Here is a 24,754-nt window from a genome sequence, read left to right on the forward strand (position 1 = left end):
ACCTCCTGGTGCGGCCCTATCAGGCCAGGCCGACCCCCTCACCGGGGGCGTAGGGGGTGGGGAGCTGGAAGTCGGCCGCCACGGCGTTGTAGTCGGCGGGGCCGAACGCCGGATCGTCCTGGGCGACCAGCATATAGCGGCGGTTGAGCCACAAGAGATCGAACCGGTATTTGCCATCGCTGGCGCGGCTCATGGTCTCGCCGACCAGGTTGCCCGCCTGGCCGAAGCAGAGCACCCGGCGGGCGACCCCCTCCCCGTTGATCGTGACCGTGCTCTCGATGTAGCCCTGCAGCACGTTCTGAACCCCATCCCGCAGCCAGTACCTGTCCAGCCCAGAACAAAGGAGATTCGTGTCTAGCTGGGTGGGGTTCACGGGGCCCGCATAGCCTCTGCCCTCCCCACTGACCCAAGCCACGTCCTGCGGCTGGAACACGCTGCGCGGCTCCTGATTGGCAGGGGTGAACCTCATGCGGTGGGTTCTCACCTCCCCCAAGGTGAGCGCCGAATCGAGATGCCGCCAGATAATCTTTGAGACCTGCACCGTACAGCCGTAGAGGAACAGGGCAGGCCTCAGATTAAAGTGGGTGTTATCACTGGCCTGCATGACCTGTACGTCATTGACATACAGCGTCAGGTTGGTGCCGACCTTCGTGAATTTCACCCGGTAGCTCTGGCCCACCACTAACCCGCTACCAGTGCTATTGGAGGCGGATTGAACTGAGGACTCAACCGCATTGATCCATTTACTTATCCCGAAGGTGTTATCGAGCGCAAAGAAGCGGTATCCATTAGCTTGGGTGCCCGTGGGAGTCACTAACCAACCCCCAACGTGCTTTCTACCCGCAGAGTCCGACACTATCTTGAGCGTGAGTTCACACTCGGCGTCATACTCCTGACAGGTAGGCTCCCCACTGAAAATAACGCCGCCCTGCGCGAGGCCGATGCTGGCCTGCAGGGTCTTGCTGACGGACTCGTAGGCTGCGGAGATACCCGTGCCAAAGAGGGTCGTGGGTACGTTGGGGGTAACAGCGAAATCAATCACCTTCTCGTAGACAACATCGCCAAGCGCCATGGCTTACCTCCAGGGACCTGTGAGATCAAAGCCAATCAGGGTGGGAGCATAGTTAAAACTATTCTCGTTGTAGGTGGCTTGGACAAACCGCACGATCTTGCCGGGCAGTGCTGGCATGTCTTTAAAGTTTTTACGACCCCATGCGGCTAGGTTGGCATAGGGCACCACGACCCCGGGGAGATGGCCCCGCAGGTGGTTATTGGTCTCCAGCACCATGATGGGATCCGTACACAGATAGAACCCGTTATCCGGCCCGTTGGGGACCGTCAACCCCGTACCAAATCTGGGAAATACCCCCTTCAACCACCACACGGTCGTACCATAAAGCTGATGGTAAGCTCGGGCTATGACCCTGTGACTGGACTCATCGAAGGAAAGCAAGTTGTTATACACATAAGCGTAAGAGGGTGATGAAGTCGATGCGTCCCAACGGCGCGCAGTATCATTCGCACTCTGGACACAGTATGTCGCCAAGAGCGCATGATAACGGTCACCGGGGCGCACCGAGTTGATATAGCCGAACATCAGCAATGCTTGGTAGTTGTGGGCGGCATACGCGGGCAGGAAAAAGAGCAGTTGACTGTCGCCTATGAGATCCCAGCGCCCGTCGCTGTAGCGCTTGGTCGCGGGCCAGCGATGATCGTAGATCAGGGTATAGGTATCTATGCCCACCACATCCTCGACGAGCTGGGCCTTAGCCAGATAGGCACTGCTGGTTCCTGTCCAGCCGCTGAATGCGGTGTTGTCGATACGCAAACTGACGTTGCCAGATGCCGATACATCGGTCGGGCGGTAGATGGCCACCATGCCGTCTGCACTCTCGTGGGTCAGGGTCCAGCCGAGCGGGGCCACCTTCATGGTGAGGGTGCCGCTGGCAGAAGCCCCGGGGTTGCCACCGTCCAACTCGAACCACACCTCGGTGGTGCTCACCTTCTTGACTCGGTGCTCGCCGTTGTAGGCGGCAGGGCTTGCACCGGTCACCTCAATCACCGAGTCTTTCAGGTAAGCGTGACCGCCAGAGATGGTCGCCTTGGCGGCATTCTCGGCGGCGTCCCACACCAGACTGTTAAGGGTGAGGGTGCCGAACCCGGTCACCAGCACGGCCTTGAGCAGGGCCGTCAGGGCCCCGGCGCTGGTATCCCCCAGGTTGGGGGCGCCTTGCATCTCGCTCGCATACCACTTCACGGGGAAAGTAGCCATGGTGTTCTCCAGTTGAATCAGTCAGGGTGGGGCAGATTGCCCCACTCGCATCAGTGGCTAGCGCGTCAACGGGGTGCAGGCCCTCGGCGCCGTCACTTTCCTGCACTGCTACCTGTCAGCGGTTGACGTTGCCGCGCAGCTGCAGCTCGAACTTGTCGGTTTCCTGGGCTGCCACCGACTGCAGGATGGTGCGGATCACCCAGAGCGGGTACGCCGCCGCCTGGGTGGTGAAGCGCAGCACGTTGCCGCTCGACCAGCCTGCCCCCCAGCCACGGTGATCCAGCAGGAAATAGGGCTGGCCGTTGTTGGGGTTGATGGGCGCCAAGTCGGTGTTCACGTCCCCCACCGCGATCTGGCCCACATGCTCCCCGACCAGCACAAAGTTGGTGCTGGAGTTGAAGATGATGGCCCAGCGCTCCTGCAGGGTGGCGCGGTTGGAGACCTGGATCGGGTAGTCGGTGTCGTTGTACTGCGCCGTGGACTGGTCGCCGATGAGGTAATCAGACCAGACATTGGTCCAACTCTTCTGATCGAACAGCCCGGTGTAACGCGCCCACAAGTCGCCGATGATGAGCGCACTGGACACCAGGGTGTCGGCGGCGTCATAGGCGTGGGACAAGGGCCTGGCCAGTCTGAGCCGGCCCGAGATCTCCACGTCGCTGACCAGGCTCATGTCCTCGATGCGGTGGACCACGTAGAGGGGTTCGGCGTAACCGGTCAGGTTCAAGGGGCTGGCAAGCGTCACCACGCCGCTGTCCAGGTTGACGCTGTAGAGCGCCTGGGGCAGTTGCTTGCCGTCCTTGTCCTCCACATGGGCATAAGCCAGCCGTTCGCGGCCGGTGTTGAGCTGCTGCCCGGCACTGACCCCCATCGGGAAGGCGGCCTTGCGGGTGCTGTGCACCACCACGATGTTGCCGGTGCGGATGAACGGCACCCGGCCATCGGACGGCAGCCGCACCGGATCCAGCCCGATGATGTCGGCATCGAGCGGCAGATAGCTGAACACCACGCAGTTGAACCGGATGGTGTCGGCCACCACGCTGAGCGGGCGCCAGATCTTGCCGTCCTCCCCCACCTGCTCGGCGTCATACCAGGGCTGCCCCTCGTTGCCGGCGGCCGTGACCTTGCGGCCAAAGCGCACCCACACCACCCCGGTCTGGTAGTTCACCCGGCCATCCATGTCGGTGGTGGTGAAATAGCCGTCCCCGTCTGCCGTCGCCTCGATGCGCCGCCCGGTGGCGGTGTTGGCACTGAGGTAGAGGCTGCCCGGGGCCACCGGGGCCCCGGGGGTGCGGAAGGTCACCGCATCCACCGACTGAACGCTGAACGAGGTGGCCAGGGACTGCAGCGACGGCTGGGCCCCCTGCCCTGCCGCCCAGTCGGCCAGCACCGCCAGCCCGTTGCTGTAGTCGATGGTGCCCGCCTGGATGCCGGCACCGGTCTCCGGGTCAGGGTTGCGGTAGAGCAACCCCTGGCGGTCCACGTAGGTGCTGCCCCCCAGGGTGAAGCGCATCGAGCCCTCCAGGATCGCCTCGGCATAGCCCGGGGTCACGTCGATCCGCAGCGCCTGGGCGGTCAGGGTGGCATTCTGCGCCAGGGCGCTGTTGTTGTTGCGGTAGGTCACATCGACCCAGCCCCCCTCGCCATCGGGGAAGGTGTAGGCGGTGTTGACGTACTGGAAGCCTGTCAGGGTCCAGCGCATGTCGGTGTACCAGGTGCCCGTCACCGGGTCCTGATGGCTGCCCGCCGGCACCCAGGCATAGGTGGGTTCTGGCAGCAGGGCGGTGCCGTCCGGCATGAAATGCAGGGTGCCGGCGCCGTAGTCGATGGCGCCCAGCACGTTGCCGCTGGCGTCTTTCAGGTTGCCCTGCCCATCGTCCTGCAGCGTGATGATGGGGTCCTTCTTCTCGATGGAGAGGATCCGCTCATCGGCCGCCACGATGTTGTAAAGCGCGTTGAACTTCACCCGCACCGACCCCGGGGTGAGGTTGAGCGCACCGCCGCCGTCACCGTCCAGGGTGATGGAGAGGTGCCCCACCTGGCCGGGGGTGCTGAGGCGCCCGGGCTCGATGTGGCGCTCGGTCACCGGCTCGCCGTACTGGTACTGGGCCACGTACTCCTGGCCCAGCGCCGGCAGGGTGATGTGCTCCAGATCGATGATGCCCTCGGCATAGTCGATGGTGCCGGTGATGTCGCCCCGGATCCGCCCATCCCCCACCGCATCGTTGGCAGTCAGGCCCGCGCCCCAGGTCAGGATCAGGCTCTTGGGGGTGATGCCGGTGTGGGGCAGCTGCCAGGCGCTCTTGCTGATGCTGATGGCCTGGCCGCTGCGGTTGGTGTAGTTGACCGGGGTGGCCCAGCTGAACAGGATCGCCGTGTCCACGTCCGGCAGCGCCCCCAGGGTCAGCATGACCGAGCCGGTGGCCAGATTGACCACACCGGACCCGTATGACCTGTCTGCCCCGAACAGCTCGCCCCGGCCGTTGTCCTTCAAGTCGTACCATTTGCCTTGCGCCATGAACGACACCGTCAGGGTGCCCGGCGCCGGGGTCGGCTGCAGGGTGATGGTGTAGGCATAGCCCCGGTTGTTGGCCTTGATCTCGATCTGGGCCGTGTCGGCGATACGCGACGGGCGGGCCGCCGGCCAGAAACTGACGCTCTTGCTCGCGGTGCCGTAGTTCGGGCACTGGGCGTTGAACTCCAGCTGGCCCCGGCCATAGTCGATAGCCCCCACCACAGACCCGGCGACAACCAGCTCGCCCCCCTTGTCGGTGATGGTTGCCGCGCCGATGGTGATGCTGAGCGTCCCCGGCTTGACGCCGGTGCCGAGGAACAGGCCCCGACTCGGGGCGATGCTGGCAACGGTCGAGAAGGTGACCAGGGCCTTGCCGGAATCCACCAGGCTGGCCAGCTCGCCGGCAGCGGTCAGATCCACCGCCGGGGTCTCGCTCCTGGCCGCCGGCACCAGCTGGGTGAAGATGGTCTTGGCCTTCACCTGCATGGCCCCGAACGCCGCATTTTCCGCGAGCTTGGTGGTGGCGAAGTAGTTGGCCGCATCGGCCACCACGGTCTCGCGCAGGGCGGTTTTGAGGTTGGTCACCACGTCATAGGGGGTCGGCTGCTCCCCCTCGAAGGTGTAGCACAGCGGATCCGCCAGCTTGCAGGTCACCACGTTGCGGGTGAACTCGGGCACCCCGGGGATCTGGAACTTGGCCAGTTGCTGGGTCACCTCCAGCACCCGCACATACTGCTCGAACTCGCCGGCCTTGCCCTCGTTGCCGACCAGCACCAGGGTCTCCCCCACCTCCGGCAGGCGCACCTCGACGCGCTGGAAGAAGCGGATCGCCCGCTGCCCTTCCAGCTGGGTGTCGTACAGAAAGCCGCGCCACTTGGGCCCACGGGCCAGGTAGCGCTCCAGCACGTCGCGGGCCTCGGCGCGGGTGTCGTGGTGATCCCCGGTGCTCATCAGGCACAGGCCCACGTTGGGGTCGCTCGGCGGCAGCAGCACAGTAGTGTTGGCGCCGTAATAGGTGTCGGTGTTGTCGGTCTGCACCGTCAAGAAGGCCTTGCGCAGGTTGACCACCCCATAGGCGCGGTCGAGATCGCTGATGTCGGGGAACAGGCTGTTGTGCTCGCCACTGACGATCTCGTGGCCGGTCACCCGGCCGCCGCCATCGGGGGTGTCCGTCAGGCGCTGGCTGCCGAGCAGCTTGATGTCGCCGGAAAGAATGCTCATCGGATCACCTCGGTGAAGTTAAGGGTCAAGGCATAGGGCTCACCCGCCTCGGGGTCGGCCATCTCGATCAACGGGGTGGCCACGATGCCGGGCCTGCGCCAGAACACCTCCCGCTGCAGTCCATCCAGCAGGGTCAGGGTCATCAGCTGGGCCACCTGGGCCTCCAGCGCCTTGAGTGCGAGCACGGTGGCGCGGGGGCAATGACCCACCAGAGTGATGGGGCGCCCCTCCGGTTTGGCCGTTTCCTCGACCAGGAGAGCGCCAGAGAGCGTCGGCGTGACCACTTGCTCGACGGGGGCCCAATCGAACTCGTCGCGCCAGATGAGATCATCGGGCAGGTGCAGCCCGTTTAAGGTGACGTTCATGAGCGCAGTCCCTGCTGTTTAAGGAGGTTGATAAGGGCGGCGGCATTGGCCTCATCGGCCTGCACCTCGGCCTTGGCACCGTTCGATGCACGCAACTCGATGATGATCCGCTGGGGTTGCCCCGGATTGAACGAGGTTTGGGGCAGGCTTGATGGCCTGGCTTGGCCGGCGGCCGAAGTGGGGGCTTGCGCCTGCTGGGTCTCTTTCGCCTGGGCTTTGCTCAGTTCCTGCTGGAGCTTAGTGCGCATGGCCTCCATCTCCTTCTGGAATTTCTCGCCGTAATACTTGCTCCACTCGCTATAGGCGGGAATGTCCCTGACCTTCTGGCTGTAGCGGGCCAGCTCCTCTTCCACGCCGGCGAGGGTATTGGCCAGGGCATCGGCGTTGCCGCGCAGGTTGTTGATGTCCACGGTCTTGTAGAAGAACGAGCCGGCCCCCACGCTGCGGGTGACCTCCCCCCGGCCACTGCCCGCACCGCCCCCGCCACCGGCCGAGGCCACGGCGTTGCCGGTCTGCTCCGCCTCATCCTGTACGCCACGAAGGCCCGAGCGCATGGCATCGGTGGCACTCTTGGCCCTGGCGGCCGCCGAGTCGAAGCCATCGCCGATCGCCGCCACCGCCTGTTTGGCGTCACCGCTGCCCCCCTTCACCTTGCTCATGGCGTCAGCCGCGATGGCCATGGAGCGGGTGATGCCATCCCCGGTGAGCTGGCCCTGCTTGGTCATTGCCTTCATGCGCTCGATCACCGCGTCGATCTCGGCCTTGTTCTTCGCCTGGTTGAACGCTGCCGCCAGGTACTCCTCACAGGCCGCCGAACTGGAGCCGCTGTGCTGCACCAGGGTATCCAGGGCGCTGAGGGTCTCCTTGAAGCTCTCGCCGATACGGCCATTGGCCCGCTCGAAGTCCAGCCCCAGGGTCTGGGCTGCCTTGCCCAACGTGGCGGGGAGCTCTGCCGCCGTTTTCCTGGCGACGGCGTTGATCTCATCCAGGTAGTCGCGGGTCTGCTTGGCCTCAGTGCCGAGCGCCTGAACGGCGGCGGCCCCCGCTCGCCAACTGCCGGTGGCCTCGTCGTAATGTACCTTGCCCTCGGCGACCAGGCGGTCGAGATCCGCCATGCTGGTGATAGCCACTCCCAACTCGGCAGAGAGGGCAGCCAGTTGGCCATTGAGCTGAGCCTGGGTCTGCGCACGCAGCGCCTGGGATTCTCGCAGCGCCAGCTCGGCCTGCATCCACTCCTTGAGGGCGGTGGCCAGACGGATGATCTGGAATATCGACTCGACAGTGACGGCGGCCAGCAACCCCTTGATCGCCATCCCAAGAGCTTGCATCCCGATAGAGGCGGCGGCCGCTGCCGTCCCTGCCGTGGTCATGCCCCCCGCCGCCGTGGCCGTCGCCGCCGGCAGGGCGATGAACTGACCATAGAGGCCGCGCAGATCGGCAATCCAGCCCGCGATTTTCAGGCCATACCAAGCCTGGGCCATCACCAGCAGGGCATCTCGCCAGGCATAGACGGTCTGGATGAAGGCCTTGATGGATTCCCCAAGCCCGACGATGCCGTCGGAGAGGCGCTGGGCCCACGCCTGCAGGCGGCCATCCTGGGCCATCTGGTCGAATTCACGGTTCAGGCTGGCCAGCTGGTTCTTGAGCCAGGTCAGCGCCCCGTTCTCCGCCACCATGCGGTAGAACTTGGCCAGGTTGTCCTGGGCGTTGGAGATAAGCCCCGAGAGCAGGCTCATGTTGTTGGCCGCAGCTCCGCTCGACTGGGCGGCGATCTCGTTCATTAGCGCCTGGATAGTGTCCCGGCCGAGCTTGCCCGCTTCCGAGAGCTTCTGCAGCTCGGCGGTGTTCTTGCCGGTGACCTGCTCCAGCAGTTGCCACACCGGCACCCCGCGTTCGATAAGCTGCAGGATCTCTTCACCCTGCAGCTTCTGCTTGGCCCAGGCCTGGCCGAGGGCCAGGGAGATGCCCTGCACTTCCTCAAATCCGCCGCCCAGCTTGTAAGCCTGATCGACGATGCCCTGCATCGAACCGTTCATGGGATCGATGCCAAAGGCCTTCAGGCGCACGAAGACCTGGGTCACCTCGTCGAGCTGCAGCGGGGTGTTCTTGGCGAAGTCCTGGATCCAGGCAGACGCCTCTTTGCCACCGGCAATCGACCCCATCACCGCCTTGAGCTGCACACTGAGCCGCTCGGCCTGATCGCCGGTTTGGAACATGGCCATCAGTTGGGTGGTGAGGGTCTGGATACCGAACCAGGTACCGGCCATCGCCACCAGGCGGCCGGTCAGGCTACCGATGGCTCCCTGGAAGCCGCCAGCGCCTTGCGCTCCCTGCACCAGGGAACGCCCCAGCCGTTCGGTTTGGGCCGCGCTCTCGCGCAGTTCGCGCTGCAGTCTGTTCTGTTCCTGGGCAAGGTTGCGGGTATCGATCCCAGCTTGGGATAGGCCCCCACGCAGGCGGCCAACTTCGCTGTGCTGGGCAATCAGCTGGCGCTCCAGCTGCTTGACCTCGGAAGCCAGCAGTCGCTCCTGGTCGGTGAGCTGGCGGGCGCTACCTGCCGCCCCCTGCTGCTCGCGGCGCAGTTCGGCCAACTTATCCCGGGAGAGTATGGTGGCCAGTTCGAGCTGGGTCAGGGCGCGGCCGCTGGCCTCGAACTGAGCGATCAGGTCGCGCTGCTGGGTCAATCCTTCCAGGGTTTGCGCCAGGCGCTCGGTCTCGGCGGCAGTCTCGTCAGAGAGTGGGCCCAACTCCTGCACCTGCCCCGCCAGCGCGGCCAGATCCTCGCGGCCGGTGACTTTGGCCGCGAGTTCTAACGCGAGTTTTAGGTTGGAAGAGGTAGACATGGGCATTCCTGAGAGATTCAGATATGCCCCATGGTAAAGAGATGACAAGATGGGAGGGTTTATGGCCAATTACTGAGATATATCATAGAAAAACCATCCTTTGCCGAGTATGATTTGCTGAAAGATGAATGCCCCAGATTTCCTTTCTTCTCCCCGTCGGTGAAGCCACATTATTGATTGATTAGTTGATGTTGTTCATGAATAACTCATCTCACTCTTTCCCCTTAGCCCACAAGCAATTAATATGACCGAGTGGCAGTTTCACCTCAGCTTTCACAGTCAGAGGGAGCTAGGCGAATATGTAATGCTTTAGAGATAATTTGGTAGTGCAATGATTTAAAGCTTATTTTCGTGGTAATGATTAAGGTGAGGTGGAATTATATGAAAGACTATACTATCGGATTAGCCCCATCTCCTATCTCATCGCTATTTAGCAGTACAATTACCGCCCACTTTAATCCGCAACAATAACATTCATAATGAGAAGGGAAATTAAATGGGAACTTCGATAGAGCTACGCCTTGGAAACGTCTCCCTATCATATTCTAAAAATAGCATGGGGAAAGATTATGGATTTTTATTTCAGAATGGTGATCTAAGACGTGATAAATCAGAAGTAATAAACTACGGAGATGATGAAGAGCATCCAGAAGAAGAACCGGACCTTGGTGAAGCAGAGGAGATTTTTGCTAGAAAATTGTCTCGCGTTATACCTAGACTTAATTTACTAGGTTATACGCTTGAGAATGCACGCACTGAATATCAATCAGTAGTCTCATATGCAGAAGAAATATCAGATATTTGTGATGCGGCAAATTCTGTTAAAAAACATCTCACTTTTGAAGAATTCTGCAACTTGGCATGTCGTTATCCGCTAGCCGAGTTAAATGATGATTATGTCAATCACAATATGCCATCCCGAGACATAATCTCTCAGGGGCGTTTTGCCGATGACATCGACTTGTTTGATCGCATTCCTTGGAATGAGAACTCAAATCTTTATTGGTCTGAAGCCAGTTACCTTTCTGCGAATGTTTGCATTCTCAGCGCGGAATCTATGCTGCAGATCTTTGCCCTAAATGAAGCGAATACAGACGTTGAGGTTAGATGGGCTTTTGGTCATATTGTCTACGCGGGCTGGGTCGAACGCGAAGCATTCCGAGCTGGAGCGATACAAAAGCAAAAGGTTCTGATCGCTACTGAAGGTTCATCAGACGCGCGCATTATTCGACGAGTACTTGATGTCCTACGCCCTGACGTAGCTGATTTTTTCAATTTCATAGATGTCGATGAGAGCCATCCCTTCTGGGGAACTGGTAACCTTGTGAAATTCGCAGAGGGACTTTTACGAATAGAAGTTCTTAATCAGGTGTTATTTGTTTTCGATAACGATGCAGAGGGTGTTGATGCTTTTCGTAAGCTTGAGAGGTTGAACCTTCCATCCAACATGAGAGCAATGCTACTGCCTGACCTTGAGGAATTAAGAGATTTTAAAACTCTCGGGCCTGAAGGTATTAACACCTCTGATATCAATGGGCGGGCAGCAGCAATTGAGTGCTATCTTGACCTTCATTTAGATCAATACCCCCCAGCTCAAATTACATGGAGTAACTTCAAAAAAGATATCGAAGCATGGCATGGTGTATTGGATTTCAAAGAGTCCTACTCAAAGCATTTCTACGATCAGTCCGAGGATATGCTGAGAAATGGTAGTTATGACACATCTAAATTATTAAAATTAATAGATGCGTTAATCCGAGAGTCAGGGTTGGTAATTCCTGTTATTTAAGCTTTCCCCTTTGCTCTTCATATCTGCGTATAGTAGTTCGTAGATTCGATTAGCGAAGCGTAATCTGACGTCCAAGGAAAAGCAAAGCGGCGGCCCCCCCGCCGCTGCTTATTCCCCAACCCTTACGCCGTCTCCGGCCGATCCACATAGAAAGGCGCATCTTCGCCGTCCAGGGCCAGCAGCTCCCCCTCCAGTTCGATCTCGATGGGCTTGTCGCTCAGGAAGTCCACCGCCTTCTTGGGGGCCAGACTGGCGCGGGGCACTGTCAGGATAATGGACTCCCCACCGATCACACTGCGCCCATCCAGGGTGAGCTTCGCCTTCACCTCCGGCTGCACGTTGCCGGCAATGCGGGTGCCGGTGACGGCGTTATAGCTGGCGCTGACGGTCACGGGCCCACCGTCTGCCACCGCGCCTGTCTTGGTGGCCCGCAGCAGCCCCAGGGCATAGTTGATCTCGAAGTCGGTACCGAGCACCAGCGGCGTGGCCCCTTCCGTCACCACCAGGCCGGTGGCCGAGAGGTTGGTTTTGCCCAGGCTCACCCACTTGGGGTGCGCCAGCAGGGTCACCGGCACCTCGGTCAGCGTCCCCGCCCCCTGGTTGATGGGGCTCTCCAGCCCCATAAAGGCGGCGGCCAGCAGCACCGGCGGGATCTCGCTGGTCTTGATGTTGACCGTGGCAGGCTTGGGCACGAAGTAGCTTTCCCGGGCCTGACCCAGCTTGTGCTTGCGCTTGCTCGGGATACTGATCTTCTCGCTGTCCGGTTTGACTTCCAGGCTGTTGACGTCCACCGGGCCAATCACCCCGTTCGAGACGTTGTTGGTGAAGGTCTCGATATAGAGATCCCCTTCCAGGTGCAGTGTTTCGCTCATGACCGTTCTCCCTTGAATTTCACTGTCGTCTTGAAGGCGAGGGGCAGATAGACCACCCCACCCTTGTAGCTCGGCTTGACCGGTGCGCTTTCACGCCGAAAGGTACTGTCACCGCAGGCCCGACCGGCCACGGCCTGCAACATGCGCCCCAGCCACACCCCGGCGCTGGCCTCCTTGGGGGTGGCCCTATGCACCAACACCAGCAGCCAAACCTGGTCAAACGCGCTTTGCCGCCCGCTTTGGCTGCTCTCGTTCTCTCGCTCTCCCTGGTAAATTACATGAATGGCCGGGGTGTGCTGCCCCAGGTTGGCCACCGCCTCCAGGTCGGTGGCCACAAACACCTCCTTGAGCCCTTGCCCTTTCAAGGGCAGCAGCAGCTCGCGCAGCCGCTCCCCCGCCGCCAGGTAGTCGAGTTCAGGCGTGGGGGCACTCATAGGAAGCCCCCAGTTCCCCGGCCAAAGATCCGGCCATCGGACTGCAGCTGGGCCAGGTTCTGGCTCTCCACCTGCTCGCCGTCTGCCGCGAGGCCCAGCGCCAGCTCTCCCTTGCCCACCGATTTGAGGAAGGCCAGGGCCGCCTCATAGCGCTTGGCGATCTGCTCCGGCGCCTGCTCGCCATAGAGGCGGTGGCGGGCGATATCGGCGCAGATGGGCACCAGGGCGCTCGGCACATGGGCCAGCGGCAGCGGGTAGCGTCCCGCCAGGTAGCCATCGATCAGGGCGCTGGCGTCCTGCAGGGCGACGGTGATCGCCGCGTCATCCAGCTCGCCGGCCGGGGTCATAGCGAGGCGCAACAGCTCCGCCTCGCCAAAGCGGGTCACCATATCGCTGACGCTGGCGTAGCTCATTTGCCTTTGCTCTTGCTGCTGGCGGGTGCGGCCGCAGGCTCTGCCGCATCAGGGGCCGGGCTCAGGCCGCCCACTGCTGCGTCCAGATCCCCGTTCGTCTGCGGTGCATCAGCCGACGCGAGGGCGACGTCTTCACCCAGGCGGGTGACCACCAGGCGCGGATCGGCCTCCAGGGTCTCGCACTGCACAGGCGACACAGCCAGCTCAGACTTACCAGGTGCAATCGCCAGGGCCGCGCGATAATAGACCTGACGAACCGTCGATGTGATGCCAACTCGAATAGCCTGTTCCATCTCGTGTTCCATCTCATGTTTCCCTCTGTCTCGTTCAATCCAGGATCCGGTTTAAACGGGGGTTAAACGCCCACACTCGCTCGTTTAACCCTGCCGTTAAACAGCGCTTACAGGTAGTCCGCCACCACCAGTTCCAGCTTGCCCTTGAGCTCGTTGCTGGAGCTGCTTTCCAGCTCGCGCTCCAGCATCTTGGTCGCCAACTTCTCCAGGGCGGGCGGCACCACCAGCAGGGTCGGCTTGATACCAAGCTTGCGGCCGCCGTCCGCCTGGAACTCCCGCATCCGGCTGTAGGCATCCCACAGGTTGTCGGGGGTCAGCGCCCGCTTGTTGGCGAACGCCAGCTGCCAGAAGCCAAAGCCGGCGGCGTCGCGGCAGTCCACCCCGTAGCGGAACTCCTTGCGGGTGAACACCGCCTCGTCGTCGATCTTGGTCATGGCGATGAGCTCGGGGGACTTGCGATCCTGGAAGATGATCGGCTTGAGGGCGCGGCTGGTATCGAGCAGGAACCAGGGCTCGCCGGTATAGGCGCCATCCACCACCAGGTTGGCCACCAGCGCCGGGGTGCCGGTGCCATCGACCTTGGGATAGACCGGGTGATCGGTATCGAAGAAATACTGGGCGTCGTAGCAGGGTGTGGTGAAACCGGCTCCCAGCAAACCGAAACAGAGCTCGTCGGGATGTACCCCGGCCGAGCGCCCCATCTCGGCGAACAGCGGGGCATAGATGCCCAGCTCGTCGTCCGCGATATCGTTGCGATCGACGGCCACGGTGGCTTCGAAGTCCTCGTTGACGATCTGGTAACCGTGGGTCTTCATCGACTCGATCACCCGATCCCCGACCCACTTGCGCAAGCTCGGGAACTTGCCGAGCCAGCCATAGGTGTTGGACTTGGTGGTCGATTTGATCACGGTGGCGATCTTGGTGTACTGGGTCGGCGCCTCGCTCTTGGCGTCCTCAAAGTTCTTCTTGAAGCCGGTGAAGAGGGACTGCAGCAGCGCGGGTGTAATCATGGCCATGGTCTATTCCTTCTCTGGTTAAACGGAACTGCCTTCGCGTGAAACGGGGCTTGCTCAGGCCTTGGCCTTGGCAAAGTCCTCGTGGCTGATGCCGAGCTGGTCGGCGGCGTACTTGTCCTCGGCCGAGAGCACGGCCTCCCCCTTCTTCTCCGGCAGGGTGACGGCAGCGGTCTGGCTCGCCGTGAGCGCGGCGATGGCCGGGCGCGGCTCCAGCAGGGCCTTGAGGGCGGCCACCCCCTTCTGGGCGGCATAGGCGGTCAGGTACTCCTCTTCGGCCGCCACCACCTTGCCTGCGGTGCGGGCCTCCTTGATGAGGGTCGCGGCATCGGTGGTGTCCACCTGGGCGGTCAGGGCCGCCACCTGGGTGACCAGGGCGTTATAGGTCGCCACCGGCACGTATTGCGCCAGGTCAACCTGGGCTCCTTGTTGTACTGAGGTCGTCTGCGCCTTGAGCGCGGCCAGAGCGGTCTTCTCGGCCGAGAGCGCGGCCTCCAGCTCCGGCGCCTTCTTGGCGCTGGCCTGCAGGCTGTCGAGCTCGGTAAGCGCCTTCTGCAGTTGCTCGTCGGTCGGGTCACCGGTCAGCTCGATGCCGAGCTTGGCCAGCAGCTTTTTCAGCAGTTCATTCATGGAGTTCTCCTTGGTGAGGGTGGCCGGCTGGCCGGGTTGGATCGGTTGAGCACTCAAGGCCGCCAGCGCCTGCATACCCACCACCCCGGGATCGTTGGTGATGGCGGTCATGCGCAGCTCCAGGGGGCGGCCCTGGGCGTCATAGGGGAATACGGCAGAGAGGAAGCGATACTCTTTGGCAGCGACCAGGGCGGCGGCCCGCTCGGTCCAGCGGGGTTTGATAAAGAGTCCCTCCCCCTCGCGCCACTCGATTTCGTCGCCGTTGTACCACCCGGCCGCCGGAGCGGGCTGGCCGTTCTGATCCACCTTGAGGGTTTGGTGGTCGTAGTCGATGAGGATGTCTTGACCGAGCGCCTTGGCCCGGTTGATCAGGGTAGTGGCGATGGTCTTGTCGAGCTGCCAGTGGCCACCAGGCACATCGAAGGGGCGGCCATCCCTGGCCTTGAACGGGCCCACCGGCAGTAACTGGTGCCAACCGTCGTCGCTCGGGCCAAGCACCGCATCGAGCACGGCCAGCCCCAGGGTAGTGGGTCTGGCATTCAAGATGGCCACGGCAATCGCAGATGGGGGCATCACTCTTACTCCGGCTGGACATAGCAAAAATCACTGGTGCCAGTGTCAGGGAGGAGAGAGAGGGGTGGGGTTTATGGTGGGTTACTGCAACAGCAGGGGGTGCCGGTACTGTTTAAGGGTGTTTAAACACCGTTTTGCTGGGCCAAGAGCGGACGGGCCATGCCATCGCACCGGCCCTGCCCCCGTAAACGCACTCAGAGGCTTAGGGCGCGTCCGCCGTCAGATAGCCTTCCAGCGTCTCCAGTACGCTCTGCTGGTCTGTTTCCGACAGCCCCAGATAGGGGCGCTCAGGCAGGTTGATCTCGGGGCGGCCGAACTGGTGAGCGGCGCCGTATTCCAGCGGGGTGCCGAAGTAGAGGGCCTGGGGATCGGCCTGATAGTTGAGGGTGTCGCGCAGATCGTCGTTCAGGCGCAGCACCTCGTCGGCATGGCGCGGCTTGCGGGCGCGGTACTTGTCCGAGAGCGGGGCCCAGGGATCTCCTTCCGGGGTCTCCTGCGCATCCCAGCGATCTCGGTGCGACAGCAGCAGTCCCTCGCCGATATCCGCCAGGGGCTCGCTCAAGTCGCCGGTGCGCTGATAGAGCCTGGCCAGCAGCTCATGGGCATCGGCCACCCCGTGGTGGCTGATGGCGATAAAGCTGCCCGCCATCAGGCGTCATCCTCGAAGGTGGTCATAAAGTGCATGGCCTCTTCATCAGCCGCAGCCATGGCGGCGGCCCAGAGATCCCCCAACAGTTCTGCCTCTTCACCTTCGGCTTGTTCGCACAAGGCATCCAGCGCCTTGGCCTGTGCCAGGGTAAAGGGGCCATCTTCTGCCAGCAGGGCGCTGGCTTGTTCCAACAGGGTCATCCTTTCTCTCCTTTGCGGCTGGCGGTCGTGGCCTGGGCCAGCATGGCCTCCACTCGTTTGGCCAGTTCGGGGAAATGCGTCACCATGGCATCCCTCGCCAAGACCCAGGCGGCAAATGCCTCGGCGGCGGCTTCCATCCTGGTCTTGCCGGCATACTCCGTCAGCAGTCCCACCCCCGTCAGGTCAGGCTCCCCGGCCCAGAAGTGAACCTGGTGACCGAGTTCGTGCAACCAGGTTGAGAGCCGCTGGGCTGATTCCCCCTGCTTGCCGCCGACGTTGGCGGAGATGCTCCAGTGACGGCGCAAGGTCTCGCCACTGGTCCCCCTTGGCAACCAGTGACGGGGCCCGGTGTTGGCATGGGCATCGGTGACCACCTCGGCCGCCGCCGCTTGCACCGCCTGCATGTCCACTGCTTTGAGTGTATCACCCGCCTTCACTTTGATAACCAGATGGCCCCAGCTTTTGGCCGTAAAGCCGTTGGTCGCGCTGGCCCGGCGCGTGTAATAGAGGGAGCGAACCAGGTAAGGGTCTGTGCCCAGGTACTCGGCGATGGCCGGCGCAACCTTGAGCCCTGCCGCCCCCTTGCCCATCTCGGTCTGCTTGATAAACAGGGTCTTGACCGGGTGCGCCTTGAGGAAGGCCGCCAAGGGCTCACGCTGGGGTGCGGGTAGCTGGGCCAGCAGATCGCTGACCCCCTGCGCCGTCACCCCCTTGGCGGTCGAAAAGGCGCTCTCCACCAACCGCTGCGGCAAGCGCTCGGCCAGCGCGGGTTTCGCCGCCTCCCGCTTGGCCACGGCCTCGGTCAGGGCGGCGGGCGTCTTTGGCCGGTAATCGAAACCCGGATCGATGCCACGGGGGATCCGGTGTATCTCCCCGGTCGCCTTGTCCACCCACTCATAATTGCCGTCATCCGGTGCCTGGCCCACCGTCAGCCCCCGCCGTTTGAGATCTGACTCGGAGAGCAGGAACTTCTTGCACTTGCAGCCATAGCCGTTGCTGGGGCTGTGGGTCTCCCACCAGGGATGGTCCACCGGCAGCACCAGGTTGTTCCACTTGAGGTGCAGCTCCCTGGGGTGCTCGGAGTCGCCGTGGCGATAGAGCGCATAGGGGCGCTTGTGCTTGATGCGCTCTATCTGGTCATCACGCCCGGCGTTGTAGCTCTGGCGCAGGTTGGTCTCGAAGATGACGCGAGAGCGCCACGACGCCGGGCCGGTATGCACCCAACCGTGGCGAGCCACGATTTCCTTGAACGCTTTCTGGAATGCACCGAGGGATTGCCCCTCGCTGATCGCCTTGTCCACCGCCCCGCGCAGGTCGGCCAGCAAGTCAGTCTTGGTCGCCCCCGCCACCATAAAGGCGCGGTTATGGGCGTCCCGCCACACATCGGCCCAGCGCTCGCTCGGCATATTCAGCTTCTGGCGAAAGAAGGCGATCGCCTCCTCAAACGGCAGACTGCCGTAACGAACGGGCATCAGTTGCCCTCCTCCATCTCCAGCATGCCGAGCAGTTCGCTGGCGGCAATGGCCTGGGCCAGCAGCGCCCCCAGTTCGTCATGACTGAGGTTGGGCTCCAGCGCCAGCAAGCCATCCCGGATCTCCTCCAGGGTGGTGGCCTGCATCACCAGTGCCTGGACAGCATCGGTCATGCCGGCGAGCAAAGGGGCCACCTCGGCCTGCAGCCGGGCCAGCTGGGCATCGTTGTTATCACCCCGGGCAGGGGACTTTGCCGCCAGCGCCGCCAACCCTTGCGCCTTGAGCGCCGCCTCCCCGGCCCCTGCCTGCTTGTCGACGATGACCAGCACCTCTTCCCCTTCCTTGGGTGCCGGGATCTGCAGCTTGTCCCGCACCCACTGGGCCGGGATCTGCATCCCCATGCCCACCAGGGCCCGCAGCGGATAGGCCAGATCGCGCATGTCCTCGGGCTCGGTCACGTCAAACTCCAGGCGCGGGCAGCGGCGCGGCCCCTGGAAGCTCTTGCCGTTCAGGGCAAACAGCGGATAGACCAGATCCCGGGTCAGGGTCGCGGCGAGCTGGCGAAGGTCTGCATCCCGTACCTCCTGGCGCACCTCGTTGTGGACGTTGCCGAGCGCATGGGTCGAGCTCTTGCCGTCGGCCTGGCTGGTCAAGGTTCCCCCCAGGATGGCCTTGCTCATGGAGCGCTCACACCAGTCCATCATCACCACAAAGGGATCGGCCTGACCGTTGGCCGCATTCTGGAAATCGATCTCCATCCCCCGGGGGATGATGCCGCCAGCGTTATGGCCGATGGAGAGCACCGCCTGCAGCAGGGTCGCCTTCTCCTTCTCGGTCGCCCCTTCCGGGTATTTGCCCAGGCGCACCGGCAGGCCATAGATCTCCAGAAACTCGGCGAGATCCCGCACGCTGTAGTTCTTGAACAGGAAGGGCCAGACCAGGGTGCGGATAAGGCCGGTGCGGGCGAGATACCCCGACTTCGACTTGGCCTTGTGCATGACCCAGCCGAACGGATTGAGGGCTGCCCCCTCCTTGCTACCGTCCCGCAGCCGCAACTGGTTCCAGTCATCCGGGTGGGTCTGGAACCAGGCGGGATCGCGCCAGACGATGCCCTTGGGGAGCTGCAGCCCCTCCACCATCTCCCAGCCGCTGAACTCCTGGGCACTGAACCCCTTGAGCACCGCATCGGTGGCGTCAAAGATGGCGTCATCCAACCAGGTGAAGTCCTCCAGCAGCTCGCGGATCATCTCGCAGTCGCGCTGCTCGGCGGGGGTCGCATTGCGGGGCGGCTCTATGGTCCAGCTCACCCCGAGCAGGGACCGGCGCCGTTTGCCGAGCTCGCTCTGCAGGTGGGCGTCCTTCTCCTCCATGTCTTCGGCCAGCTCGCACTGGGCGATGAGGCTCCCCTCCTCCGCTTCTTTCAGCGCTGCTGCAGCCTTGCCCGGGGTGAGCCCCACCGTGGGATGCTCGCTGTAGTGACGACGCAGTTGGGCCAGCTTGGCGTCGTTCTCGGTCTGCGGCTCCTTCTGCAGGCGCAGCGAGTTGCCATGAATGTCGATGAGTCCGGCCATTACCAACCCCCTCTTTCATATCGGTGATAGTCGTCGTTGCGCTCTGAATCGTGTTTACCAGGTAAGGGGGTGAACTCGATGGCGCCCCCTTCCATCCAACTCGCCCGCACTGCCATGGCCAGCGCCACCGCAAAGTCGCCGTGACGCTGCTGGCCGCCCTGGCCGGTGTTCTTGCCCTTGTCGATCTTGGGTACCCCGTTGATGACCTGGATTTTGCCGAGGTCGTCCTGCACGTCTGCATGGCGCGGGATCACCAGGTTGTCGTCCTCGAACTCGGCCTTGAGCTTGGGCATCCACTCCCGGTACCAGGGGTCATTGAGCATCACGCACTCGATCATGCTGGCGCCCCAGCGCAGCCGAGCAGCTTCTGCCAGATAACCGCCGTTACCGGTGGCATCGAAGGCGGCCGCCGTGAAGCGGTGTAGCCCCTGCAGCAGGTAGAACAGGATTTGGCGCTGGGTCTCATAGGGGGCATTGACCAGCTCCACCACGAAGGGCACGGTCTTGCGCAGGCTGGTCGCGATGGATAGCGGAACAAACACCGAGAGATCCCCCTTGCGGGCGAAGTCCTCCCCCAGTACATGACGGCAATTGCGATCGAGCGCTTCCAGGCAGGGCTTGAGGTTCTCCTCACACCAGATCTCCGCCACCGCCTTGCGGGTCTCCTCGCTTTGCAGCTCGAAGTCCGCAGGGGAAGTGAAGCGCAGGATGGGGATCTCCGGCTGCATGGCCCGCTCGATCAGGGTGCGCTTGATATAGACGCCGCTGCTCTGCTTGGGCACGCAGAAATACTCCTCCAGCGCATCCTCTTCGGTGGCGGTGGCCTTGAGCAGCCCGGCCTTCCAGCTCTCCTCGGCCTCCGGCGTCCAGGGCGTGCCCTTGACCTGGCAGATGCGACGATAGAGCCCTTGGCGGCAGGCGTCGTCCAGGCTGATGGTGTGGATGGAATACTCTTTACGGCCCGCACGGCTGTCGTTGATGAGCTGGTTAAACAGGTTGTCCACGCCGTTGTGGGTGCTGATAAGCCGCACCTTGGCCCCCCACATAGTCAGCGCCATCGCAGCTTTCAGCACCTCGGCGAGCCGGTCGTGGAACGCCGCCTCGTCGATGGTGACATTGCCCTGCATCCCCCGCAGGTTGGAGGGGTTGCTGGAGAGCGCCTGCACCTTGAAGCCCGAGGCGAAATAGACCACGAAGGTGAGGATCGCCTTGTCCTCGTCGTCGGTGAACACCTCCTCCTGGATCTCGCCTGCTGCCTTGTTGTACGCCTTGGCCCACATGGCCACGGCATCGATAAACTCTCGCGCCATCTCCTTGTTGCTGCCTACATAGAAGTGGTGGCAGCCCCCGGCCGTCTTGGTCTTGGAGGCCGTCAGGGCGGCGTCGGCCGCCTCCGCCCAGGTGATCCCGGTGCGGCGGCTCTTCTCGGCGATCTTGAGCGGGCTCTCGTCGGCTATCCAAATCTTCTGGTAGGGCAGCAACACCTCGTCGGGGCTGTATTCAGTACCGAGGGTCTGGGCCAACTGCTGTGCGATAGGGGTCTGTACGATCGTGGTCATCAGACAATCCCCAGGATTTCGCGGCGTATCTCGGCGGCGGCCTCACCGCTCAGGCCCGCCTGGGTGACGATGGCCTCGGTCTTGGCGGCCACTTCCTCGGCAAAGGCCTGGCGGATCTCTTTCTCCCGGCGATGCGATTGCATGGCGGTGGATTCGAGCCGCTGGGCCGCCAACATGGCGTTTTTCAGCATGTCGATATCCACCGCCTCCTCCGGGTTCTGCACCTGGGCCAGCATCGCCTTGAACAGCTGGGAACGGCCGAGCTCCAGGATGAGCTTGGTGGTCTCTCCCATCGGCTTGTCACCGAGCTGGGAGGTGAGCGCCGCCGTGGTCTCCCGTAAGTCGCGCAGGTGCTGGCCCACCTGCTCCACCTGACTGGCGTGGCGGCTGAGCCCTGAGCGGGAGAGCTTGAGATCATCGGGTAACCCTGCGCCCTCGATAAGACCATTGATCTCGTCCAGGATGGCGGCCTGGCTGTTGCCCTTGTCGCGCAGCATCTCGTTGAGGGCGTTGCGGATAGCTTCGGGCAGCAGCCACACCTTGCTGGCGCGGCCCCGGGTCGGTTTCTCGGCCATGGTCAATCCTCCGCCCGAGGCTTCTTGACACCCGGCACGCTGGATCGCCCTTCAGCCACGTCCTGGCCCCGGCCGGTCAGGTGCGCCACCTGCACCTGGGCCAATTTCTCGATGCGCACCAGCCCCTGCTCATCCAGCCAGGCCAGCAGGGTCTTGACCCGATCCCGGGACACCCGGCCGGTACCCAGCTGGTCGAGGCAATCATTGAGGATCGACTCGTTGGCGGCCCCGCCGATATCGAGCAAGGATCGCAAGATCACCAGGCGTTGCTGGGCGTCCAATATCCCTTGAATGCTCATGTTCTCTCCTTGAGTTCATTTTCCAGCAGCAGGTCGGCGAGCCGGCGGGCCTGGCGCAGTTCCGGCGCCAGTGCCCGCAGCTCACCACGCAATTCGCTGATCTCCAGTTGCAGGGTGTGCAGCTCCTTCTCGGTCGGCAGATCCGAGAGTTGCTGCTCGACCCTGGCCACCCTGGCGGCCAGGCCGGTGACATCTTCACGCTTGGCGTAGGTCTTGGAGAGCAAGATGATGACGATCAACCCCACCAGACTGGCCAGGGCGTACAGGGGCCCCCAGTTTTTAACGATAAATTCCCACATCGGTGGCCCCCTTCGTCTGGTTCGGCAATATCGGGCCTAGCAGCGGCCTCCTGTTCCCCTTAACGATGAAATCCCACACGGATTGCCTCCTTGCGCTCGAATAGGGTCTGGCACTCGATGCAGCGCGGCGCATCGGGTTCGGCATGCAGCCGTGCAATCGGGATGGGCTCATCACAATCGCAACAGATGCCATCGCCACGGGGTTTGGGCCTTGCCCGGTGGGCGTCAATAAGGCGCCCGGTCCGCTCGGCGTCGAGCTGCTGGGCGCGGTCTATGGGGTCGCTCAAGGGTGTCTCCTTGCGAACCGATTACTTGATGACGTGGGTCGCCTTGAGGCGGCCCCAGATGGCCAGCAGGCCGCCGATGGCACTGGCCAGATCCACGGCGGTGGAGACCAGGCTGGTTTGGGTACCGACATCGACCGGCACGCCGAACAGGCCGGCGATACCGGCCCCCACGGCGATGACGCCGCCGATGACGGCGCGGCTCCTGAGCGCAGGCTTGGCTTGGGGTAACAGGGAATCAGGCATGATGGGTTTCCTTCTGTTGAGGTGGGGTAAGACGGGCACGGGCCCGCAGGCGATCCAGCTCCCCTACCGACCGCCAGCCCTGCTCGTACAGGGATTGGCGAGTGGCGTGATGGCTGTAGAGCGGGATGGCCTCCAGATCCGCACCGGCCAGGGCGGCCTTGAGATGGGCGCGGCGCCCATCCTTGAAGCAGGCAAGGTAACGGGGATTCTTGAGTTCGGGGATGCCGAAATACCCGGCGGCCTGGATCCCTTGCAACGCTTGGCGGCGCTTGTTGATGAGGCTGGGTTTGCTCATGCCGCCCCCTCACCGAACCGGGTCGAGAGCAGGTAACTCTGCAGGCGCAGCAGGCGGTTGCTCCAGCCGTGGGCATTGGCCCACTGGCTCGGGTCTTTGCGCACGATGCCGAGCATGAAGCCGGCGCGGATCTCAAGCAGCGTGAGCAGCAGGGCCCGACCACCATCTCGACCGGTCTTGGCGGCCAGCACCCGCAAGGTATGGGAGCCCAGCACCCCATCGGCCAAGACGCCGAGCGCCTGCTGCAACTGGCGCACCGAGCGACCAGGGCCGTGATGCACGGCGCCGTCGAACAGGGCAATGGCAATCAGCGGGCAGACGCTATCAACCCGATCGCAACGGGCGGGCAGCCAGTAGTTCGCGCGGTAAAACAACTGGGCGTGGGCAGGGGTCGCATCCCCGACGGCAATGTCCGGCCGACCATCCCGATCGAGGTCGATCATGCCGTCCTTCCTGCCGTCGGCGACATCGGCCATGCCGAACTTGGTATGGCCGCCACGGTCGGCCGGATGGTTGACCTCGCCCCCTTCCACATCGGGACGGAGCAACCAGGCAAGCGCTATGGGATAGGTATCAGGCAACATAAAAGGCCCCTCGATAAACTGCGTTATCGCAGCGTACCGAGGGGCCTTAATGGGGCGGGTTTATGGTGGGTTAGAAAGGTAACTCTGAAATGACAGAGGGATCAGGGGAAGACGATAATACCTAGCTGTTCCAGCAACTCTGGCTGCTGATATTCACTTATTTTTACCCCGTTTAGATTAACTCGTCGCGGATTCAACCCAGACAGATCACTATTTCGCAGATCGCACCCCTGCAGATTAAAGCTGGTCCATTCTATTTGTCCAAACTCTGAATCACTCAGATCAGATCCAGCCAAAGATGCTCTCTGCAAATTCGCTCCATTCCACCGGTTGCCACTGAGCTCGCATTTTTCCAGCAAGCAACCTTCGAAGTTGGCGTAATTAAAGTTGTTACCGGTCAAATAAGCGTCGCAGAAGTAACTTCTAAGGGTAATCTGGTTGACGAAGCTGGCACGGGAGAAATTAATCCCCATTGCCTGACAGTCACGCATTTCCAACCCCAAGCACTGGCTGTGACTCAAGTTCGCTAGGGTCAGATCACAGCGTAGGAAGCTCGCCTCACGCAGATTACATGCTTGCAGCTGACAACTGAGCTCCTGTTCCCGATCATAAAAACTACAGTCAACGAAGCGACACTCACTCAAATTCAACCGGGAAAAATCGCAACCAACGAAGCTGCAGCCACTAAACTGCTCGCCTTCTACCTCTTGCTGCTCGAAGCGCCGCCCCTCGAAACGCAAGCCATTGATCATTCTGATACTCCTCTGACGAAGACCGTCATGTGAATAAATTGTATTAACCTAAACTAAACTTCCTGAACTCAAGCTGTTTGCCTTGAATCACGAATTTGTATGTCCGTCACACCGACAAGATACATTCATTGAACTTTCATTCAAAAAAATCCTTCTGTACACGTTTCTTAGTCAGTTGCCGTTGCTCTGCCACCACCGCATAGGTCTGAGGCACCGATAGGCCATGCTTGCGGGCCAATTGGTCGATATTACGGCCATTGAACTCATCCCAGATCGCTCTGTCCCGCAGCGCGGCCTTGAGATGATCGCCGGTTGGGATGTAGTAGGCACGCCCCCCCATATAGTGAGCTTGCACCAATGCCAGCTTGCGGGCCTGGGCCAAGGCCTTATCCGCCGCCATCCCGCCGCGCCCAAGTTCACAGGCAAGCACATCGACCAGCTCGGCCAGTGCCTTGGGCCATTTGGCAGTCAGCTCGGCCGCCGGGATCTGATCCAACCGGTCCACCAACTGCCCCAAGGATTCATGGTCCTCGGCGAACAGGTCCAGATTCTCTTGGCTGCTATCCATGTTGCACCTCCGCCTGCATCTGCTCAAAGGCTGCCACAACAGCCTGATAGCCCACCACCCGACCGGTCTTTTCATTGATGGGGATAGTTTTAGGTTCTTCGCGGGATCTTGGGGAAGTGGAAGTTGACAGACAGGGTGCTGGTAAACTGGCTGTCTCCAAACACACCA

The 24,754-nt window shown here is 62.1% G+C and carries 26 protein-coding genes; 1 reads left to right on the forward strand and 25 read right to left on the reverse strand.

The genetic code is table 11. The features are described from left to right. Nucleotides 1-19: 19 nt before the first annotated feature. The 5 genes from PG899_RS20495 to PG899_RS20515 form a co-directional block, all read right to left on the reverse strand. Entirely contained in the window at nt 20-1,072 is a 1,053-nt protein-coding gene (locus tag PG899_RS20495) for a hypothetical protein (protein ID WP_236748028.1), read from the reverse strand. A 3-nt stretch (nt 1,073-1,075) separates the two neighbouring features. Then, nucleotides 1,076-2,272, reverse strand: coding sequence for a hypothetical protein (locus PG899_RS20500; protein ID WP_210538349.1), 1,197 nt, complete (start codon nt 2,270-2,272; stop codon nt 1,076-1,078). 115 nt (nt 2,273-2,387) lie between these two features. Then, nucleotides 2,388-6,008 carry a curculin (mannose-binding) lectin protein gene (locus PG899_RS20505; RefSeq protein ID WP_216945377.1) on the reverse strand — a complete coding sequence of 1,207 codons (3,621 nt, stop codon included), beginning with the start codon at nt 6,006-6,008 and terminating at the stop codon, nt 2,388-2,390. Continuing rightward, nucleotides 6,005-6,373, reverse strand: coding sequence for a hypothetical protein (locus tag PG899_RS20510; RefSeq protein ID WP_180907223.1), 369 nt, complete (start codon nt 6,371-6,373; stop codon nt 6,005-6,007). The genes PG899_RS20505 and PG899_RS20510 overlap by 4 nt, the downstream gene beginning before the upstream one ends. Beyond that, nucleotides 6,370-9,216, reverse strand: coding sequence for a tape measure protein (locus PG899_RS20515; RefSeq protein WP_210538347.1), 2,847 nt, complete (start codon nt 9,214-9,216; stop codon nt 6,370-6,372). The genes PG899_RS20510 and PG899_RS20515 overlap by 4 nt, the downstream gene beginning before the upstream one ends. Nucleotides 9,217-9,712: 496 nt before the next feature. Here PG899_RS20515 and PG899_RS20520 point away from each other — a divergent pair, with 496 nt between their 5' ends. Beyond that, nucleotides 9,713-11,005 (forward strand): HEPN/Toprim-associated domain-containing protein, encoded by a 1,293-nt coding sequence (locus PG899_RS20520; RefSeq protein ID WP_210538346.1) that lies wholly within the window; start codon nt 9,713-9,715, stop codon nt 11,003-11,005. A 122-nt stretch (nt 11,006-11,127) separates the two neighbouring features. On the opposite strand, the gene PG899_RS20525 is transcribed toward PG899_RS20520, so the two are convergent. The 20 genes from PG899_RS20525 to PG899_RS20620 all read right to left on the reverse strand — a co-directional run bounded on the left by PG899_RS20525 (nt 11,128) and on the right by PG899_RS20620 (nt 24,586). Then, the gene (locus tag PG899_RS20525) at nt 11,128-11,877 is read right to left on the reverse strand and encodes a hypothetical protein (protein ID WP_210538345.1); all 750 of its coding nucleotides are present in this window, start codon (nt 11,875-11,877) and stop codon (nt 11,128-11,130) included. Further along, on the reverse strand, nt 11,874-12,311 hold the full coding sequence (locus tag PG899_RS20530; protein WP_210538344.1) for a phage tail terminator protein: 438 nt from the start codon (nt 12,309-12,311) through the stop codon (nt 11,874-11,876). The genes PG899_RS20525 and PG899_RS20530 overlap by 4 nt, the downstream gene beginning before the upstream one ends. After that, nucleotides 12,308-12,724 (reverse strand): gp436 family protein, encoded by a 417-nt coding sequence (locus tag PG899_RS20535; protein ID WP_210538343.1) that lies wholly within the window; start codon nt 12,722-12,724, stop codon nt 12,308-12,310. Before PG899_RS20535 ends, PG899_RS20530 begins: the two co-directional genes overlap by 4 nt. Then, a complete protein-coding gene (locus PG899_RS20540; protein WP_210538342.1) occupies nt 12,721-13,029 on the reverse strand; it encodes an HI1506-related protein in 309 nt (102 codons plus the stop codon). The genes PG899_RS20535 and PG899_RS20540 overlap by 4 nt, the downstream gene beginning before the upstream one ends. A 95-nt stretch (nt 13,030-13,124) precedes the next feature. Next, the gene (locus PG899_RS20545; protein WP_202014440.1) at nt 13,125-14,033 is read right to left on the reverse strand and encodes a Mu-like prophage major head subunit gpT family protein; all 909 of its coding nucleotides are present in this window, start codon (nt 14,031-14,033) and stop codon (nt 13,125-13,127) included. Between the two features lie 54 nt (nt 14,034-14,087). Beyond that, nucleotides 14,088-15,233, reverse strand: coding sequence for a phage protease (locus PG899_RS20550; protein ID WP_210538341.1), 1,146 nt, complete (start codon nt 15,231-15,233; stop codon nt 14,088-14,090). A gap of 202 nt (nt 15,234-15,435) precedes the next feature. Next, nucleotides 15,436-15,882 carry a phage virion morphogenesis protein gene (locus tag PG899_RS20555; protein ID WP_210538340.1) on the reverse strand — a complete coding sequence of 149 codons (447 nt, stop codon included), beginning with the start codon at nt 15,880-15,882 and terminating at the stop codon, nt 15,436-15,438. Then, nucleotides 15,882-16,082: a hypothetical protein gene (locus PG899_RS20560; protein WP_210538339.1), complete on the reverse strand. Its 201-nt coding sequence runs from the start codon at nt 16,080-16,082 to the stop codon at nt 15,882-15,884. The genes PG899_RS20555 and PG899_RS20560 overlap by 1 nt, the downstream gene beginning before the upstream one ends. Further along, nucleotides 16,079-17,554: a phage head morphogenesis protein gene (locus PG899_RS20565; protein WP_210538338.1), complete on the reverse strand. Its 1,476-nt coding sequence runs from the start codon at nt 17,552-17,554 to the stop codon at nt 16,079-16,081. The genes PG899_RS20560 and PG899_RS20565 overlap by 4 nt, the downstream gene beginning before the upstream one ends. Beyond that, the gene (locus tag PG899_RS20570) at nt 17,554-19,125 is read right to left on the reverse strand and encodes a DUF935 domain-containing protein (RefSeq protein WP_210538337.1); all 1,572 of its coding nucleotides are present in this window, start codon (nt 19,123-19,125) and stop codon (nt 17,554-17,556) included. Before PG899_RS20570 ends, PG899_RS20565 begins: the two co-directional genes overlap by 1 nt. Further along, nucleotides 19,125-20,684, reverse strand: a complete 1,560-nt coding sequence (locus PG899_RS20575) for a terminase large subunit domain-containing protein (protein ID WP_210538336.1) — start codon at nt 20,682-20,684, stop codon at nt 19,125-19,127. The genes PG899_RS20570 and PG899_RS20575 overlap by 1 nt, the downstream gene beginning before the upstream one ends. Continuing rightward, complete coding sequence (locus tag PG899_RS20580) at nt 20,684-21,259, reverse strand: DUF3486 family protein (protein WP_130627555.1); 576 nt, start codon at nt 21,257-21,259, stop codon at nt 20,684-20,686. The genes PG899_RS20575 and PG899_RS20580 overlap by 1 nt, the downstream gene beginning before the upstream one ends. A 2-nt stretch (nt 21,260-21,261) precedes the next feature. Next, entirely contained in the window at nt 21,262-21,558 is a 297-nt protein-coding gene (locus tag PG899_RS20585; protein WP_010674005.1) for a VpaChn25_0724 family phage protein, read from the reverse strand. Continuing rightward, the gene (locus PG899_RS20590) at nt 21,555-21,857 is read right to left on the reverse strand and encodes a DUF2730 family protein (protein ID WP_128296927.1); all 303 of its coding nucleotides are present in this window, start codon (nt 21,855-21,857) and stop codon (nt 21,555-21,557) included. Before PG899_RS20590 ends, PG899_RS20585 begins: the two co-directional genes overlap by 4 nt. A 59-nt stretch (nt 21,858-21,916) precedes the next feature. Then, nucleotides 21,917-22,144 carry a TraR/DksA C4-type zinc finger protein gene (locus PG899_RS20595; RefSeq protein ID WP_042074576.1) on the reverse strand — a complete coding sequence of 76 codons (228 nt, stop codon included), beginning with the start codon at nt 22,142-22,144 and terminating at the stop codon, nt 21,917-21,919. Nucleotides 22,145-22,165: 21 nt separating this feature from the next. Next, nucleotides 22,166-22,387, reverse strand: a complete 222-nt coding sequence (locus tag PG899_RS20600; RefSeq protein WP_043133770.1) for a hypothetical protein — start codon at nt 22,385-22,387, stop codon at nt 22,166-22,168. Further along, nucleotides 22,380-22,682, reverse strand: a complete 303-nt coding sequence (locus PG899_RS20605; RefSeq protein WP_069652688.1) for a hypothetical protein — start codon at nt 22,680-22,682, stop codon at nt 22,380-22,382. Before PG899_RS20605 ends, PG899_RS20600 begins: the two co-directional genes overlap by 8 nt. Further along, entirely contained in the window at nt 22,679-23,266 is a 588-nt protein-coding gene (locus PG899_RS20610; RefSeq protein ID WP_130627554.1) for a glycoside hydrolase family 108 protein, read from the reverse strand. Before PG899_RS20610 ends, PG899_RS20605 begins: the two co-directional genes overlap by 4 nt. A gap of 101 nt (nt 23,267-23,367) precedes the next feature. Next, nucleotides 23,368-24,018 (reverse strand): Qnr family pentapeptide repeat protein, encoded by a 651-nt coding sequence (locus PG899_RS20615; protein ID WP_130627553.1) that lies wholly within the window; start codon nt 24,016-24,018, stop codon nt 23,368-23,370. A gap of 136 nt (nt 24,019-24,154) precedes the next feature. Continuing rightward, nucleotides 24,155-24,586: a Mor transcription activator family protein gene (locus PG899_RS20620; protein ID WP_130627552.1), complete on the reverse strand. Its 432-nt coding sequence runs from the start codon at nt 24,584-24,586 to the stop codon at nt 24,155-24,157. Nucleotides 24,587-24,754 lie beyond the last annotated feature (168 nt).

Source organism: Aeromonas sp. QDB39 (assembly GCF_027707585.1).
GTDB classification, from domain to species: Bacteria; Pseudomonadota; Gammaproteobacteria; order Enterobacterales; family Aeromonadaceae; genus Aeromonas; species Aeromonas hydrophila.

What these genes read in the sequence shown, in the direction of transcription:
- PG899_RS20495 (WP_236748028.1), bottom strand. Translation starts at nt 1,072, where the DNA reads ATGGCGCTTGGCGATGTTGTCTACGAGAAGGTGATTGATTTCGCTGTT.
- PG899_RS20590 (WP_128296927.1), bottom strand. Translation starts at nt 21,857, where the DNA reads ATGTGGGAATTTATCGTTAAAAACTGGGGGCCCCTGTACGCCCTGGCC.
- PG899_RS20570 (WP_210538337.1), bottom strand. Translation starts at nt 19,125, where the DNA reads ATGGCCGGACTCATCGACATTCATGGCAACTCGCTGCGCCTGCAGAAG.
- PG899_RS20565 (WP_210538338.1), bottom strand. Translation starts at nt 17,554, where the DNA reads ATGCCCGTTCGTTACGGCAGTCTGCCGTTTGAGGAGGCGATCGCCTTC.
- PG899_RS20500 (WP_210538349.1), bottom strand. Translation starts at nt 2,272, where the DNA reads ATGGCTACTTTCCCCGTGAAGTGGTATGCGAGCGAGATGCAAGGCGCC.
- PG899_RS20505 (WP_216945377.1), bottom strand. Translation starts at nt 6,008, where the DNA reads ATGAGCATTCTTTCCGGCGACATCAAGCTGCTCGGCAGCCAGCGCCTG.
- PG899_RS20615 (WP_130627553.1), bottom strand. Translation starts at nt 24,018, where the DNA reads ATGATCAATGGCTTGCGTTTCGAGGGGCGGCGCTTCGAGCAGCAAGAG.
- PG899_RS20550 (WP_210538341.1), bottom strand. Translation starts at nt 15,233, where the DNA reads ATGCCCCCATCTGCGATTGCCGTGGCCATCTTGAATGCCAGACCCACT.
- PG899_RS20620 (WP_130627552.1), bottom strand. Translation starts at nt 24,586, where the DNA reads ATGGATAGCAGCCAAGAGAATCTGGACCTGTTCGCCGAGGACCATGAA.
- PG899_RS20555 (WP_210538340.1), bottom strand. Translation starts at nt 15,882, where the DNA reads ATGGCGGGCAGCTTTATCGCCATCAGCCACCACGGGGTGGCCGATGCC.
- PG899_RS20560 (WP_210538339.1), bottom strand. Translation starts at nt 16,082, where the DNA reads ATGACCCTGTTGGAACAAGCCAGCGCCCTGCTGGCAGAAGATGGCCCC.
- PG899_RS20510 (WP_180907223.1), bottom strand. Translation starts at nt 6,373, where the DNA reads ATGAACGTCACCTTAAACGGGCTGCACCTGCCCGATGATCTCATCTGG.
- PG899_RS20535 (WP_210538343.1), bottom strand. Translation starts at nt 12,724, where the DNA reads ATGAGCTACGCCAGCGTCAGCGATATGGTGACCCGCTTTGGCGAGGCG.
- PG899_RS20520 (WP_210538346.1), top strand. Translation starts at nt 9,713, where the DNA reads ATGGGAACTTCGATAGAGCTACGCCTTGGAAACGTCTCCCTATCATAT.
- PG899_RS20545 (WP_202014440.1), bottom strand. Translation starts at nt 14,033, where the DNA reads ATGGCCATGATTACACCCGCGCTGCTGCAGTCCCTCTTCACCGGCTTC.
- PG899_RS20580 (WP_130627555.1), bottom strand. Translation starts at nt 21,259, where the DNA reads ATGGCCGAGAAACCGACCCGGGGCCGCGCCAGCAAGGTGTGGCTGCTG.
- PG899_RS20530 (WP_210538344.1), bottom strand. Translation starts at nt 12,311, where the DNA reads ATGAGTGCCCCCACGCCTGAACTCGACTACCTGGCGGCGGGGGAGCGG.
- PG899_RS20600 (WP_043133770.1), bottom strand. Translation starts at nt 22,387, where the DNA reads ATGCCTGATTCCCTGTTACCCCAAGCCAAGCCTGCGCTCAGGAGCCGC.
- PG899_RS20525 (WP_210538345.1), bottom strand. Translation starts at nt 11,877, where the DNA reads ATGAGCGAAACACTGCACCTGGAAGGGGATCTCTATATCGAGACCTTC.
- PG899_RS20515 (WP_210538347.1), bottom strand. Translation starts at nt 9,216, where the DNA reads ATGTCTACCTCTTCCAACCTAAAACTCGCGTTAGAACTCGCGGCCAAA.
- PG899_RS20575 (WP_210538336.1), bottom strand. Translation starts at nt 20,684, where the DNA reads ATGACCACGATCGTACAGACCCCTATCGCACAGCAGTTGGCCCAGACC.
- PG899_RS20605 (WP_069652688.1), bottom strand. Translation starts at nt 22,682, where the DNA reads ATGAGCAAACCCAGCCTCATCAACAAGCGCCGCCAAGCGTTGCAAGGG.
- PG899_RS20585 (WP_010674005.1), bottom strand. Translation starts at nt 21,558, where the DNA reads ATGAGCATTCAAGGGATATTGGACGCCCAGCAACGCCTGGTGATCTTG.
- PG899_RS20540 (WP_210538342.1), bottom strand. Translation starts at nt 13,029, where the DNA reads ATGGAACACGAGATGGAACAGGCTATTCGAGTTGGCATCACATCGACG.
- PG899_RS20610 (WP_130627554.1), bottom strand. Translation starts at nt 23,266, where the DNA reads ATGTTGCCTGATACCTATCCCATAGCGCTTGCCTGGTTGCTCCGTCCC.